Origin of the sequence: Oceanibaculum indicum P24, assembly GCF_000299935.1 — a bacterium.
GTDB classification, from domain to species: domain Bacteria; phylum Pseudomonadota; class Alphaproteobacteria; order Oceanibaculales; family Oceanibaculaceae; genus Oceanibaculum; species Oceanibaculum indicum.
Genome location: NZ_AMRL01000004.1, coordinates 156386 through 170333 on the forward strand (window position 1 = coordinate 156386; position 13948 = coordinate 170333).

A 13948-nucleotide genomic window follows, 5' to 3' on the forward strand; every position below is an offset into this window, starting at 1 on the left:
AAGCCCTAAGCCGTTTTAGCCCTTGGTCTTTTCGATGTTCCAGAAGAACGGTGCCGGGCCGTCAAGCACGCCCTTCACCACGCCCTTGCGCCAGGCGCTGACGGTGAAGAACTGGCCCAGCGGCAGGTTCGGGATGGTCTGCCAGGAACGCTTGTTCATCTCCTCGGCAAGCGCCTTCTGCTTTGCCGGATCGGTCTCGCGGGCGTAGGCATCCTTCAACTTCTCCATCTCAGCATCTTCGTACCAGCCGAACCAGCCGCCCTGCTTGCCACGACCGCTGATGCCGAGGTTGGCAACCGGGCTCATCAGGTCCGGGCCGACCCAGGTGGTGATGAACATGTTCCAGCCGCCCTGCGCGACCGGGTCCTGCTTGGCGCGGCGGCCCACCAGGGTCTGCCAGTCCATCGCCTGCAGATCGACCTTGAAGCCGGCCTGGCGCATCGCCTGGGCGACGATCGGCGGATGGCTGGACAGCGTCGCCACGTCGGTCGGATGCATGACCAGCACCGGGGTGCCGTCATAGCCCGCTTCCTTCAGCAGGGCCTTCGCCTTGTCGATATTGCCGACCATCATGCCTTCGGAACCGGCCTCGGTGCCAAGCGGCGTGCCGCACACGAACTGCGACTTGCACAGCTTGTAGTACTTCTCATTGTCGCCCATCATACCGACCATCACATCCTTCTGATTGATGGCATAGGCGAGCGCCTGCAGCACCTTCGGGTTGTTGAAGGGCGGGTGGATGTGGTTCGGGCGCAGCATGACCATGCTGCCCAACTCGTTGATGGTGCGCATCTCGATGCCGTCATCGGCTTCGAGCAGCGGCAGCAGGTCGGTCGGCGGGTTTTCGATATAGTCGATCTCGCCGCTGATCAGCGCGTTCGCCGCCGTCATGTGGTCCGGCATGGTGACCCACTCGACGCGGTCCACCTTGGCGATCTTGCCGCCGGCGGCCCAGCTCGGCGCCTCGGAGCGCGGCTTGTAGTCGCCGAACTTGGCATAGACCGCCTTCACGCCCGGCTGGAAATCGGCTGCAACCCAGGTGAAGGGACCGGAGCCGATCTGTTCCGGCATCGGCTCGGACGGCGGCGTCTCGGCCAGCTTCTTCGGCACGATGAACGGCACGTTGGAGCTGGGCTTGGACAGCGACGCCATGACGAGGCCATAGGGCTCCTTCAGGACGATGTCGAAGCTCTTGTCGCTGGTGGCCTTCATCTCCTTCACGAAGTCCATCAGCTTCTGGCCCATGCCGTCGCGCTTGCCCCAGCGCTGCAGCGAGGCCACGGCATCCTCGGCCTTGACCGGGGCGCCGTCATGGAACTTCAGCCCGTCGCGCAGGGTGATGGTGTAGGTCAGGCCGTCGGCGCTGACCTTGTAGCCCTCGGCCATCTGCGGCGTGACTTCCTGCTTTTCGTTCAGGGCGAAAAGCGTGTCGTAGATCATGTAGCCATGGTTACGAGACATGTAGGCCGTGGTCATGATCGGGTCGAGCACGCGCAAGCTGGAGTGCTTGACCACGCGCAGGACCGATTCGGCCGAGACCGGGGCGGCGTTCGCCAGCAGCATCGGCGCGCTCAGCGCGACGACGGCACAAGCCCCTTTCAGCATGTGATGGAGTTTCATTGTGATATGTCCTTTCCTGTTCAACTTTTTTAGCTATCGCGACTTTTGCCGGTTCGACGCTTCCCCGCCACCAAGGCGAAAACCGTGCCAACTCGGCAGTACCGCGAAATTTTTATAAGCAACTGATTTTATTAGGTTAGCCGTACTCCTTCTCACCGTTTCGGCAGCTACTGCCTGTTGATTGCCCGCATCGTGCACGGGCCTGCCCTCATACGAGGCAGTTCACCCTCGACTGCATCACTGTTGGGCAGTCGATGGCAAGAGCGTATCGTCATTCATCCGGTCCAGTGGGTAAATAGGCCGCCGCAACCGCTCGAACGTCAGGATGCTGTTGTCCGACGTGGTCACCCCGTGGCCGTCACAGGTGATCGTCGCCTTGCCCAGCTCGGCGAAGCCTGCGCGGTAATGGATGCGGCTCTTCAGCACCAGATAGCGTTTGTGCTCCGGCTCGATGCCGACGGAGCGGAACACGCCGGTATCCCAGGGCTCGTGATGGCGCGAGACGATGACGATCTGCACCTTGCCGGTATCCAGCACCGCCGTCGGCCCCATCCGCACCGTCACGCCGGTGTACATCGGGCCGTGCACCACCCATTCGCCATCGGTCAGAATCTTCACCTTGCCGGTGATCTCCAGCGGCTCGCCCTTCAGGCCGATGGACGGCATGTCGGTCTTGCCGCCCAGCCTGATGGTGACAGTTGCGCCGATACCGGCTTTCGCCATGTCCTGTACCGCTGCCGGGTCCCAGACAGCCGCGACGGCGACATCCTCAAGCCCCTGGCGGATCACCTCGGCAATCACCGTCATCACGTCCTGCGTGCCGCCGGAGCCGGTATTGTCGGCATGGTCGAGCAGCAGCACCGGGCCGTTGGTCAGCGTCTTGGCGCGGGCGACCGCCTGCTCCAGCGGTTCATGCTGATAGATGAAGGTCTCGCGGGCCTTCCAGGCCGCCTGGCCGATCTCCTCACAGGCCGCACCGGCCTTTTCCCTGTCGCCATCGGCCACCACGATGACCGAGGTGCCGGCATCGCGGATATCGGCCATCGGAAAGCCGCCGAACACGCTGGCCGCCAGGATGCCCGGCCGTGCTTCCGCCGCGCACGCCATGGCGATCAGCGACTTCATCGGCTCGTCATCGGTGCCCTGCTTCAGGGTCTGGGACAGCAGCGGCAGGCTGCGCCACGCCATCACCGGGCGGCACTTGCCCTCCATGCTGTCCAGCACGACACGGCCGATCTGCTCGGCAACCTCGTACATATCGACATGCGGATAGGTCTTGTAGCCGATCAGCGCCGTGCAATTGTCGATCATGCGCTGGGTCAGGTTGGTGTGCAGGTCCAGCGTGACGGCAATCGGCACATCGGGTGCGATCTCGCGGATGCGGGCCAGCAGTTCCCCTTCCCCATCCTCGTGATCGACCGTAACCATGGCGCCGTGCAGGTCGAGCAGCACGCCATCGCAGCCCTTGACGACTTCCTCGCAGATGGCGCCAGCCATCCGCTCATAGGCATCGCGTTCGACCGGGCCGGAGGGCATCGCCTCCGCCGCCATCGGGATGGTGAACTCGGCGCCGCGCTCGCGCGCCAGCTTCATGTAGGCACCCAGCGGCATCGCCGTCTTCTCGAAGGCCTTGCGGGCCTCATCGCCGGCGAAGGCACCCCAGTCCTGGAACCGCGCCCAGTCGGTCCGCAGCGGGGAGAAGGTGTTGGTCTCGTGCTTCATCATGCCGAGGACGAGACGCATACCTTGGGCCTCCTGTTTTTCGCCAGTTGGAAAATAAGACTGCCCGCTCCGCCTGCTCGGTACAATATTGTACCGAGCAGGACAGTTACGCTGGCAGGTTGCAAACGCTCCTTACTGCCCGGCCTTCGCCTCGTTCAGAATGTCGAGCGGATAGATCGGCCGCCGGACATGTTTGAACTCCAGCTGGTTGTAGTCCGAGGTGCAGACGCCGACGCCGGCGCATTCCACCACATCCGTCATGATCGGCTTGAAGCCAGCGCGCCAGTGCACGCGGCTCTTCAGGCACAGATAGCGCTTGGCCAGCGGATCGATGCCCAGGCTGTAGAAGCAGTTGAGGTCGTTCGGCTCCTGATGGCGGGAGATCACGACGATCTCCACCTTGCCGGTATCGAACACGGCGGTCGGCCCCATATCGTTCAGGATGCCGGTGCCCATCGGCCCGCGGTTGCGGAACTCGCCATTGGTCAGCACACGCACCGTGCCGGTGACCTCCAGCGGCTCGCTGACCGCATCGGCGGCCAGCAGCGGCATCTTGATCTTGCCGCCCAGCTTCAGCGTCATCTTGGCACCGATGCCGGCCTTGATCATCTGCTGCACGGCTTCGGGATCATGGATCGCGAAGAAAGCGACATTCTCCAGCCCCTGCCGGACGATCTCGCCCAGCACGGCGGTGGTATCCATCGTGCCGCCCGACGCCGCATTGTCGAAATGGTCGAGCAGCACCACCGGCCCGTCGCTCATCTTCTTGGCACGCGCCACCGATTCGCCCAGCGGCTCCAGCTTGTAGACGAAGGCCTCGCGCTCGTCCCAGGCGAAGTCCAGCAGCTCGTCCAGATATTTCTGCGCCAGTGCCTTGTCGCCATCGGTCACCACCACCGCCGACAGGCCGGCATTGTGGATGTCGGCATGCGGGAAGCCGGTGAACAGGGTCGCCGCCAGCGCGCCGCCGGTCGTTTCCATCTCGCGAGCCCGGATCTGCAGTTCCTTGTTCGGGAAATCGTCGGTGCCCTGACGCATCACATGCGGCAGCATCGGCCGGTTGCCCCAGGCCATGACCGGATTGGCCTTGCCCTTCAGCTTGGCGATCACCGGCAGCGCCGCGCGCGTGCCGGTCTCGTACACGTCGATATGCGGATAGGTCTGGTAGCCGGCGGCCGAGGTCGCGTTATCGATGATCTCCGCATAGAGGTTGGTGTGCATGTCCAATGCTACGGCGATCGGCGTATCCGGTGCGATCTCGCGCAGCGCCTTGATCAGCTGACCCTCGCCATCCTCGAAGCTCTCGGTCACCATCGCGCCATGCAGGTCGAGCAGGATGGCGTCGTATTTGCGCGCCTTCGCCGCCGCGATGATCTTGCCGGTCATGTAATTGTAGGCGTCATCCTGCACCGGGCCGGAGGGCCAAGCCTGGCCGGCGACCGGAATGTCGTAGGTGGCCCCCTCCTTCTCCGCGATGTCGATGAAGGCGGCCAGCGCACTCTGCGTACCGCGATAGGCATCCACCGCATCCTGACCTTCCGGCGGCGTGCCCCGGCCACGGGCGAACCGCTCCAGCGGCGTCGGCACCGGGGAGAAGGTGTTCGTCTCGTGTTTCATCATCGCCAGCAAGAAATGCATCGAAACGAACCCCCGTTCAGCCGTTTTGTTTTTTGATAGGCGGGGATATGCAAACTTTCTTTACAACTCTCGTCAACCCCTCCCGTGCTAAATTACTAAAGCCGTATGGAATCCTCCTGACTCAAAGGTTAGTGTGGCGTCTCACAAGAAGCCGGCCAGCGGAGGAAGCGCGCCATGAAGATCACCCGGATTTCCGCCTACCAGATCGATCTTCCGCTGCATGAGGGCAGCTACAAATGGGCGGATGGCAAGTCGGTCGAGGTGTTCGATTCCACCGTGGTCGCCATCGAAACCGATGCAGGCATCACCGGCCATGGCGAGGTCTGCCCGCTGGGGCCGGCCTATCTGCCGGCCTATGCCAATGGCGCGCGCACCGGGATCCGCGAGCTGGCACCGAAGCTGATCGGGCTCGACCCGCGCGATCTCGGCACCATCAACCGCGTCATGGACCAGGCGATGCGCGGGCACCCCTATGTGAAATCGCCGCTCGACATCGCCTGCTGGGATATTCTGGGCCAGGCCACCGGGCTGCCGGTGGTGACGCTGCTGGGCGGCCGCTGCGGCGAGGATGTCCTGCTCTACCGCGCTATCTCGCAGGACACGCCCGAGGCGATGGCCGCCAATGTCGCCGGCTACCGGGCGGAGGGTTACACCAAGTTCCAGCTGAAGGTGGGCGGCGACGCCGATACCGATATCGCGCGCATTCATGCCGTCTCGAAGAAACTGCTGCCCGGCGATGTGCTGATCGCCGACGCCAATACCGGATGGCTGATGCATGAGGCGGCGCGCGTCGTCGAGGGCGTGCGCGATGTCGATGTCTATATCGAACAGCCCTGCCCGTCCTACGAGGAGTGCCTGGCGATCCGCCGCCGCACGCCAAAGCCCTTCATCCTGGACGAGGTGATCGACGGGCTGCCCGCCGTGCTGCGCGGCGCATCGGACCTCGCCATGGACGTCATCAACCTGAAGATTTCCAAGGTCGGCGGGCTGACCAGGGCGCGGCAGATCCGCGACCTCTGCCTGTCGCTCGGCATCGCCATGACCATCGAGGACACCTGGGGCGGTGACATCACCACCGCCGCCATCGCCCATCTCGCCCACTCGACCCCGGCGGACTTCCTGTTCTCGGCAACCGACTTCAACTCCTACGTCACCGTCTCGCTGGCCGAGGGCGCGCCGCAGCGCCAGCACGGCCGCATGAGCGCCTCCCCCGCGCCGGGACTGGGCGTCCTGCCGCGCATGGAAGTGCTGGGCGCGCCCGTGTTCAGCGTGGGGTGAGTTAGAGAGGGTTGCTTTCCAGAGACACTCTGGCCGCTATTTCTCTCTGATCGTCATTCCCGGGCTTCGCCCGGGAATCCAGGGTTCAGCTTATGCGACTGGCATCCAGTGAGCGTAGGCCTGGACCCCCGGCACAAGGCCGGGGGTGACGGTCAGAGAAATCGGCATTCCCCTGACATATTGAGGGAATGACGGTCTTTTTTTGTCTGCTACGTCTAGAGTTCGTCACCCCACCATCCGCCGCAGCCGGAATTCGGCGTCCAGCCGCCAGTTGCCATCCTCCTGCTGGCTCTCGCCGCGCCAGACGAAGCTGTCGGGCGTGATGTCGTTGAAGCTCCAGCGCGCCGGGCGGCCATATTCCTCGCCTTCCAGTACAATCCGGCCATCCTTCATGCGGCCTTGCAGCCGGTTCAGCACGCCGGTCACCGGGTTCAGCCAGAGGATGCGCCATGTCTCACCATCGCCATCGAGCCAGCGCAGGGTGGTGCTGTACCGGTCGCGGACCGGCAGATCTCCCGTCTCCCTACCGCCACGGGGCGGCGCGATCCAGATGTCCTGGATGGCACGGCCCTCCAGCGCCCAGCTGAACCACCATTCGCCGTGGCCTGTGCGGACCGTGCCATCCTGGCCATAGTCGAACACTTCGGCGCGCCATCCGCCGATCACCCAGTCGAAGGCCTTCGCGGCCTCCCCCAGTTCTGGCGACGGGCCGGGCGAGAACAGGGCCCCAGCCAGCGCATGGGTCAGCCCGCGTGCCGGTGCGCCATCGGCGATGCGTGTCCAGATACCTTCATACTGGACGGGGAATCCGTCCTCATCGACCTCCAGCACCGCCTTGAAGTCGCTGTCGAGATTGCGGTAGCGGTAGCGCCGCTCCGCCAGCCGATCATAGGCCTGCGGCGCTGCCGTCACCGTCAGTTCGGGAAACCGCACCCAGGCGGCGCGGATTTCCCCGGTTGCACCGATGGCGGGACGCAGCCGGTTCACCGGCAGCGCATTGGTGGACGGGCTGACACCCAGATCGATATCGGTGCAGCCGGCGAGATCCGGGGCAGCCGCGCCATTCAGCCGCCAGTTGCCCGCCCCGTCATGCAGCAGGGTCAGGCTGCGCGTCTTACCCTGGAAATCCTGGCTGACCTCGATCCGGCGGGTATTCCAGCCGGCATCGCACTGCACCCGGTATTCGACGCGCAAGGGGATGCCCTTCTCCGCCAGCAGCACCGTGCCGGCGATCTCTATCCCGTCCTCGCCCCGGCGGAAGGTCGCCTGCTCCATGCTGTTGCCGTCCCAGTCGCGCCGCCACATCAGGGTCCGCATGCTCGATGTCATTTATTGCCTCCTTGGTCTCGGGCATGGTCTCGGAATGCCGGACCCTAGCGCCTGAAATGCACGCCTTTCTTGGGGATTATTGCTATAATTCCGTCCATGAACATCGCCCCCGCCATCCACCAGGAGAAGGTCACCCAGACCGACCTCGCAAGAGGCGATGGCTGGAGCGTCAGCGACGTGATCTGCCGCTGCGGGCCAGAGGACAAACCCTATGAGGAACAGCATGGCCCTTCAGTGATCGCCGCCGTGCTGTCCGGCAATTTCGTCTATCGCTCGGACCGGGGCAGCACGCTGATGGCGGCGGGGTCGCTGATGCTGGGCAACGCAGGGGCGTGCTATTCCTGCGGGCATGAGCATGGTGCCGGGGACCGTTGCCTGGCCTTCCATTTCACGCCCGGTTTCCTTGAGGATGTCGCGGGCGGCCTGCCCGGCCTGCGGTGGATCGATTTCCCGCAGCATCGCCTGCCGCCGATGGCCACGCTGACGCCCTTGTTCGCGGCGGCGGAAACCGCCTTGCTGGAAGAAGACGCCCCTGCACTGGAGGAATTGGCGCTGCGCATGGCGGGCGCAGCACTGCGTCTCAGCCACGCCGATTCACCGCCACCGGACCGCGCCCGGGATATCGGCCGCATCGCGGCTGCCGCCCGGCTGATCGAGGAGCACTACACCGAACCGCTGACGATTGCCGATATCGCCGCCAGGGTCGGTCTCAGCCGCTATCACTTCCTGCGCCTGTTCAGCGCCACCATGGGCATGACGCCCTATCAGTATCTGCTGAACCGTCGTCTGCGAGCGGCCGCCCGTACCTTGCGCGCGGATCGCAGGAGCGTGCTGGACGCGGCATTGTCTTCCGGTTTCGGCGATCTGTCGGAATTCACCCGGCGTTTCCGCCGCACCTTCGGGCAGACGCCGGCATCCTATCGGAGCAAGCGCTAGTTCCAGCGCCCCATTTCGGCATCGCGGCGCAGATGGTCCGCCAGCATCATGTTGGTGGTGTAGAGCCGTTTCATCAGCACCTTCAGCAGCGCCTTCACGCCCGGCTCGCAGCTTTCCAGCAGCTTGTCCATGACCTGCTCGTTGATCGTCGAGCAGACGGTCAGTTCCAGGGCGCGGACCGAGGCCTGGCGCGGCCCCTTGGCGATCAGCGCCATCTCGCCGATGATCTCGCCCTCGCCCAGTTCGGCGAGCACGGTTTCCTGCTCGTTCCGGCCGACGAACACCTCAACCCGGCCGGATTCGATGAGATAGGCATGGCTGCCAAGCTCCCCCTCCCGGAACAGCACCGCACCGGCATAAAACACCCGACGGTCGAGTACCTTGGTCTTGGCCATGCTGTGCGCCGCCTCTTCAGCCCTGATAAAGCCCGTTATCGCGCAGCCTGCCTAGGCTTGCAAATCAATAGGATGTTATCGCCGTGCGGATGCACGCCACGAATGATCCGTTAGGCACGCGCTTCCGTAAAAGTTAATGTTTCTACACCATATCTTCGTGAGCGCCTTGCATTCCATGCACCGAGACAGCGACAGGCCCCTCCTCCTCTGGTTCCGGCAGGATCTGCGCCTTGCGGACAATCCGGCCCTGCGCGCGGCGGTGGAGAGCGGACAACCGATCCTGCCCGTCTACATCCTCGATGACGAGACGCCTGGTGCCTGGGCGATTGGCGGTGCCGCGCGCTGGTGGCTGCATCACAGCCTGACGGCGCTGTCGCATGACCTGAAGGCGCTTGGTGCACCGCTCATCCTGCGGCGGGGCGACTCACGCGAGGTAATCGACTCGCTGGTGAGGGAGGCCGGCGCAACGGCGGTGTACTGGAACCGCTGCTACGAGCCTTTTGCCCGCAAGCGCGACGAGGCCATCAAGGCTACCCTGAAACAGGACGGGATCGAGGCCCGCAGCTTCAATTCCGCACTGCTGCACGAACCCTGGACGGTCGAGAACAAGTCCGGCGAACCGTTCCGTGTCTATTCCGCCTTCTGGCGTGCCTGTCTGGCGAAGGGCAAGCCGGACAAGCCGCTGCCCGCGCCGGAAACGCTTGTGGCGGCTTCCGCGCCGGCCAGCGACAGCATCGGGGATTGGAAATTGCTGCCCACCAAGCCGAACTGGGCGAAGCGCTTCGAGTCCGCCTGGACGCCCGGAGAGAACGGCGCGCAGGAGCGGCTGACGGGCTTCCTTGACGAAGCGGTCAACCGCTACAAGGCAGAGCGCGACCGCCCGGATATCGAGGCGACATCCCGCCTGTCGCCGCATCTGCATTTCGGCGAGATCGGCCCACGCCAGATCTGGCATGCCACCCGCGCCGCCATGGCCGCCCATGATCTTAACGAGGCCAGCGCCGAGAAATTCCTGTCGGAAGTCGGCTGGCGGGAATTCTCCCACCATCTGCTCTATCACAATGATGCCCTGCCCGAGCATCCCCTGCGGCCGGAATTCGCGGATTTCCCCTGGCACGAGAACGACAAGGCGCTGACCGCCTGGCAGCGCGGCCTGACCGGCTATCCCATTGTCGATGCCGGCATGCGGGAACTCTGGGCGACCGGCTGGATGCACAACCGGGTGCGGATGATCGTGGCCTCCTTCCTGGTGAAGGATCTGCTGATCCCCTGGCAGGAGGGCGAAGCCTGGTTCTGGGACACGCTCGTCGATGCCGACCTCGCCAACAACGCGGCGAGCTGGCAGTGGGTCGCCGGCTGCGGCGCCGATGCCGCGCCCTATTTCCGCATCTTCAACCCGGTGCTGCAGGGCGAGAAGTTCGACCCGGAGGGTGCTTATGTCCGGCGCTGGGTGCCGGAGCTCGCGAAGATGCCGGCCTCCCATATCCACAAGCCCTGGCTGGCCCCCGACGATGTGATGCGTCAGGCCGGCGTGACGCTGGGCAAGAGCTATCCCAACCCCATCGTGGACCATGGCACGGCGCGCGACCGCGCGCTCGACGCCTTCTCCCGCATCAAGAAGGCGGCCTGAATGAGAATAGCGATTGTCGGCAGCGGTATCTCCGGCCTCGGCGCCGCCTGGCTGCTGCACCAGCGCCACGAGATCACGATCTACGAGAAGGAGTCCCGGATCGGCGGCCACGCCAACACGGTGGAAGCGGATTTCGGCGACAAGCAGATTCCGGTCGATACCGGCTTCATCGTGTTCAACGACCGCAATTATCCGAACCTGCGCGGCCTGTTCAGCGAACTGGACGTGCCCTACCGGAACAGCGAGATGTCCTTCGGCGTCTCCATCGATGGCGGGCGCCTGGAATATGGCGGCGGCAGTATCCCGCAGCTGTTCGCGCAGAAGCGCAATCTGCTGCGCCCGCGTTTTGTCAGGATGGTGCGTGATATCTTGCGTTTCTTCCGCGAGGCGCCGGAGCTGCTGGAGGGCGATGCCGGTGCGCAGTCGCTTGGCGAGTATCTGAAGCGCAACCGCTATTCCGACGGTTTCCTGTACGACCATCTGCTGCCGATGGCGGCCGCCATCTGGTCCTGCCCGGTAGAGACCATGCTAGAGTTCCCGGCAGCCAGCTTCGCGCGCTTCTTCCACAATCACGGCCTGCTGACCGTAAACGACCGGCCGCAATGGATGACGGTCGAAGGCGGCAGCCGCGAATATGTGCGGCGCCTCACGGCGCCCTTTGCCGACCGGTTCCGCCTCGGCAATGCCGCGGTGTCGGTGCGGCGGGTGCCCGGCGGCGTGATGGTGCGCGGCGCGGATGGCGAAGAGACTTTGTTCGACCAGGTCATCCTAGCCAGCCATGCCGACCAGTCGCTGGCGCTGCTGGCCGATGCCGACGCGGCAGAGCGCGGCATTATGGGGCGGTTCCGCTACCAGCTGAACGAGGCGGTGCTACACCGCGACCCGGCCCTGATGCCGCGGCGCCGCGGCGTCTGGTCGAGCTGGAACTATCTGGCCGAGGGCGACGCCTATGACCGCGAGGTTGCCGTCACCTACTGGATGAATTTGCTGCAGGGCATCGACCCCGCCTGCCCGCTGTTCGTCACGCTGAACCCGATCCGCCAGCCCGACCCGGACAAGGTGTTCGCCCGGATTTCCTACAGCCATCCGGTGTTCGATGGCCCCGCCATGCAGGCACAGCGGGAGCTGAACCGCATTCAGGGCACGCGCGGCCTGTGGTTCTGCGGTGCCTGGGGCGGCTATGGCTTTCACGAGGACGGGCTGAAATCCGGCATCGCCGTTGCGCGTGCGCTGGGCGCGGACGTGCCCTGGCAGACCGAGGTGCAGCCCGCCGGGAACCCGCCCCCCGGTGTTGCGCCGCTGCTGGCGGGCGACTGAGCATGACTGGCCAAACGCCGCATACGGATTGGCAATCCTGTCTCTATCGCGGGCGGGTGACACACAGCCGGCTATCGCCCTTCCGGCACAAATTCCATTACCGCGTCTTCTCGCTGCTGGTCGATCTGGACGAGCTGCCGGCGCTCGACGCCGGATTGCGGCTGTTCTCCTATAACCGCGCGAACCTGCTTAGCTTCCATGATCGCGACCATGGCCCGCGCGATGGCAGCCCCTTGCGCCCCTGGGTCGAGCGCCACCTGGCCGCCGCCGGCATCGACAATGATGGCGGGCGCATCTCGCTGCTGTGCTTTCCGCGCCTCATGGGCTTCGTGTTCAACCCGCTGTCGATCTATTACTGCCGTGACCGGCAGGACCGGCTGACCGCCATCCTCTACGAGGTGAAGAACACCTTCGGCCAGCAGCATGGCTATCTGCTGCCGGTTCCCGCCGACCGGCAGCCCGGCGCGCCGATCCTGCAGCGCCAGGAGAAGGGCTTCTACGTCTCGCCCTTCATGCCGATGGAGTGCCGCTACCGCTTCCGCCTGAACGAGCCGGACGAGAGCCTGTCCATCCTGATCCGCCAGGATGAGGCCGGCCCTGATGGCGTACCGCTGCTGGCCGCCACCCACATGGCGGAGCGCGCGGCACTGACGGACGCCGGCCTGCTGTCGGCCTTCGCGCAACACCCGCTGATGACGCTGAAGGTGATCGGCGGCATCCATTGGGAGGCGCTGCGCCTGTGGCGCAAGGGGGCGCGGTTCCATGCCCGCCCCACCCCGCCTGCCCGTGACGTTTCGATCTGGTCCGACCCCGCCCTCGCAAACGGGAGACACGAAAATTGAGCGACGCCACCATGACCATCGACGGCCGTTCCTGGATCGCCCAGATGCGGCGCCGGCCCGACCGCAGCCTGACACGCTGGATGTGGCTTGGCCTGAAGATGCTGCGCAACCTCAGCCACGGCACGCTGATCGTTGTGCTGCCGGATGGCAGGCGCTTCCGCTTCGACAGCCCGCATGAGGGACCGGAGGCGACCATCCTGGTGCGCGATCAGCGCATGGCGCGGCGCTGGTTCATGGGCGGCAGCGTCGGCTGGTCGGAATCCTATCTGGATGGCGAGTGGGACAGCCCCGACCCCGCCAAGGTGGTTGAGCTGTTCTCGATCAATGTCGCCGCGCTGGAACAGCATATCGACGGCAATTGGTGGAGCCGGCTGGCGGGCCGCGCGCTGCATGCACTGAACCGCAACAACCGGCGCGGCAGCCAGCGCAACATCGCCTATCACTATGATCTGGGGAATGATTTCTACCGCCGCTGGCTCGACCCCTCCATGACCTATTCCTCGGCGGTGTTCGAGGGCAGCCAGCAGGATCTGGAAGCCGCCCAGCGCGCCAAGTACCGCCGTATCTGCACCCTGCTAGACGCCCAACCCGGCCAGCATGTGCTGGAGATCGGCTGCGGCTGGGGCGGCTTTGCGGAGGTCGCGGCGGGCGAGTTTGGCCTGAAAGTCACCGGCATCACCCTGTCGCAGCAGCAGCACGCCTACGCCACCGAGCGGATCGCCCGGGCCGACCTGTCAGACCGTGTGGAGCTGCGCCTGCAGGATTACCGCGACGTCAGCGAGCGGTTCGACCGTATCGCCTCCATCGAAATGTTCGAGGCGGTGGGCGAACGCTATTGGCCGGTATTCTTCGACAAGGTGAAATCCTGCCTCACGGAAAACGGCAAGGCAGCGATGCAGGTCATCACCATCGCCGATGACCGGTTCGAGGCCTATCGCAGCTCCCCCGACTTCATCCAGCGCTACATCTTCCCCGGCGGCATGCTGCCGTCCGACAGTATCCTGCGCGGGCTGGTCAATGATGCCGGCATGTCTCTGACGCGCGATGACGGCTTCGGGCTGGACTATGCCCGAACGCTGCGCCACTGGAGCGACGCCTTCCGCACCGCCTGGCCGGACATCCGGGAGATGGGCTTCGACGAGCGTTTCCGGCGCATGTGGGAATTCTATCTGCATTATTGCGAGGGCGGCTTCCGGTCCGGCAGCATCGACGTGCGCCAGATCGCCTTCAGCCGCTAACGC

The 13948-nt window shown here is 64.9% G+C and carries 11 protein-coding genes; 6 read left to right on the forward strand and 5 right to left on the reverse strand.

Features of this window, described 5'->3' with window-relative positions:
• Positions 1 to 15: 15 nt before the first annotated feature.
• From P24_RS05335 to P24_RS05345, 3 genes are all read right to left on the reverse strand, one after another.
• Entirely contained in the window at positions 16 to 1620 is a 1605-nt protein-coding gene (locus P24_RS05335; RefSeq protein ID WP_040706619.1) for an ABC transporter substrate-binding protein, read from the reverse strand.
• A 237-nt stretch (positions 1621 to 1857) separates the two neighbouring features.
• On the reverse strand, positions 1858 to 3363 hold the full coding sequence (locus P24_RS05340; RefSeq protein ID WP_008943674.1) for a M81 family metallopeptidase: 1506 nt from the start codon (positions 3361 to 3363) through the stop codon (positions 1858 to 1860).
• Positions 3364 to 3474: 111 nt separating this feature from the next.
• Positions 3475 to 4980, reverse strand: coding sequence for a M81 family metallopeptidase (locus tag P24_RS05345; RefSeq protein WP_008943675.1), 1506 nt, complete (start codon positions 4978 to 4980; stop codon positions 3475 to 3477).
• Between the two features lie 174 nt (positions 4981 to 5154).
• Here P24_RS05345 and P24_RS05350 point away from each other — a divergent pair, with 174 nt between their 5' ends.
• Positions 5155 to 6258 (forward strand): cis-3-hydroxy-L-proline dehydratase, encoded by a 1104-nt coding sequence (locus tag P24_RS05350; RefSeq protein ID WP_008943676.1) that lies wholly within the window; start codon positions 5155 to 5157, stop codon positions 6256 to 6258.
• Positions 6259 to 6483: 225 nt separating this feature from the next.
• On the opposite strand, the gene P24_RS05355 is transcribed toward P24_RS05350, so the two are convergent.
• Positions 6484 to 7587 carry a putative glycolipid-binding domain-containing protein gene (locus tag P24_RS05355; protein ID WP_156816184.1) on the reverse strand — a complete coding sequence of 368 codons (1104 nt, stop codon included), beginning with the start codon at positions 7585 to 7587 and terminating at the stop codon, positions 6484 to 6486.
• 96 nt (positions 7588 to 7683) lie between these two features.
• Here P24_RS05355 and P24_RS05360 point away from each other — a divergent pair, with 96 nt between their 5' ends.
• Positions 7684 to 8523: a helix-turn-helix transcriptional regulator gene (locus P24_RS05360; protein ID WP_008943678.1), complete on the forward strand. Its 840-nt coding sequence runs from the start codon at positions 7684 to 7686 to the stop codon at positions 8521 to 8523.
• Here P24_RS05360 and P24_RS05365 read toward each other — a convergent pair.
• Positions 8520 to 8918 carry a cyclic nucleotide-binding domain-containing protein gene (locus P24_RS05365; RefSeq protein ID WP_008943679.1) on the reverse strand — a complete coding sequence of 133 codons (399 nt, stop codon included), beginning with the start codon at positions 8916 to 8918 and terminating at the stop codon, positions 8520 to 8522. The two genes, P24_RS05360 and P24_RS05365, sit on opposite strands and share 4 nt — an antisense overlap.
• Before the next feature lie 175 nt (positions 8919 to 9093).
• Here P24_RS05365 and P24_RS05370 point away from each other — a divergent pair, with 175 nt between their 5' ends.
• Genes P24_RS05370 through P24_RS05385 form a run of 4 tightly spaced genes read left to right on the forward strand, consistent with a single transcriptional unit; the run spans position 9094 to position 13945 of the window.
• Positions 9094 to 10548, forward strand: coding sequence for a cryptochrome/photolyase family protein (locus tag P24_RS05370; protein WP_040706677.1), 1455 nt, complete (start codon positions 9094 to 9096; stop codon positions 10546 to 10548).
• Positions 10549 to 11865: an NAD(P)/FAD-dependent oxidoreductase gene (locus tag P24_RS05375; protein ID WP_008943681.1), complete on the forward strand. Its 1317-nt coding sequence runs from the start codon at positions 10549 to 10551 to the stop codon at positions 11863 to 11865.
• Positions 11866 to 11867: 2 nt separating this feature from the next.
• Positions 11868 to 12707: a DUF1365 domain-containing protein gene (locus P24_RS05380; RefSeq protein ID WP_040706621.1), complete on the forward strand. Its 840-nt coding sequence runs from the start codon at positions 11868 to 11870 to the stop codon at positions 12705 to 12707.
• The gene (locus P24_RS05385) at positions 12704 to 13945 is read left to right on the forward strand and encodes an SAM-dependent methyltransferase (protein WP_008943683.1); all 1242 of its coding nucleotides are present in this window, start codon (positions 12704 to 12706) and stop codon (positions 13943 to 13945) included. The genes P24_RS05380 and P24_RS05385 overlap by 4 nt, the downstream gene beginning before the upstream one ends.
• The last annotated feature ends 3 nt before the right edge of the window (positions 13946 to 13948 follow it).

Excerpts from the sequence above, each read along its gene's own strand:
- P24_RS05340 (WP_008943674.1), bottom strand. The coding sequence starts at position 3,363 with ATGCGTCTCGTCCTCGGCATGATGAAGCACGAGACCAACACCTTCTCC.
- P24_RS05350 (WP_008943676.1), top strand. The coding sequence starts at position 5,155 with ATGAAGATCACCCGGATTTCCGCCTACCAGATCGATCTTCCGCTGCAT.
- P24_RS05345 (WP_008943675.1), bottom strand. The coding sequence starts at position 4,980 with ATGCATTTCTTGCTGGCGATGATGAAACACGAGACGAACACCTTCTCC.
- P24_RS05355 (WP_156816184.1), bottom strand. The coding sequence starts at position 7,587 with ATGACATCGAGCATGCGGACCCTGATGTGGCGGCGCGACTGGGACGGC.
- P24_RS05380 (WP_040706621.1), top strand. The coding sequence starts at position 11,868 with ATGACTGGCCAAACGCCGCATACGGATTGGCAATCCTGTCTCTATCGC.
- P24_RS05375 (WP_008943681.1), top strand. The coding sequence starts at position 10,549 with ATGAGAATAGCGATTGTCGGCAGCGGTATCTCCGGCCTCGGCGCCGCC.
- P24_RS05360 (WP_008943678.1), top strand. The coding sequence starts at position 7,684 with ATGAACATCGCCCCCGCCATCCACCAGGAGAAGGTCACCCAGACCGAC.
- P24_RS05365 (WP_008943679.1), bottom strand. The coding sequence starts at position 8,918 with ATGGCCAAGACCAAGGTACTCGACCGTCGGGTGTTTTATGCCGGTGCG.
- P24_RS05370 (WP_040706677.1), top strand. The coding sequence starts at position 9,094 with ATGCACCGAGACAGCGACAGGCCCCTCCTCCTCTGGTTCCGGCAGGAT.
- P24_RS05335 (WP_040706619.1), bottom strand. The coding sequence starts at position 1,620 with ATGAAACTCCATCACATGCTGAAAGGGGCTTGTGCCGTCGTCGCGCTG.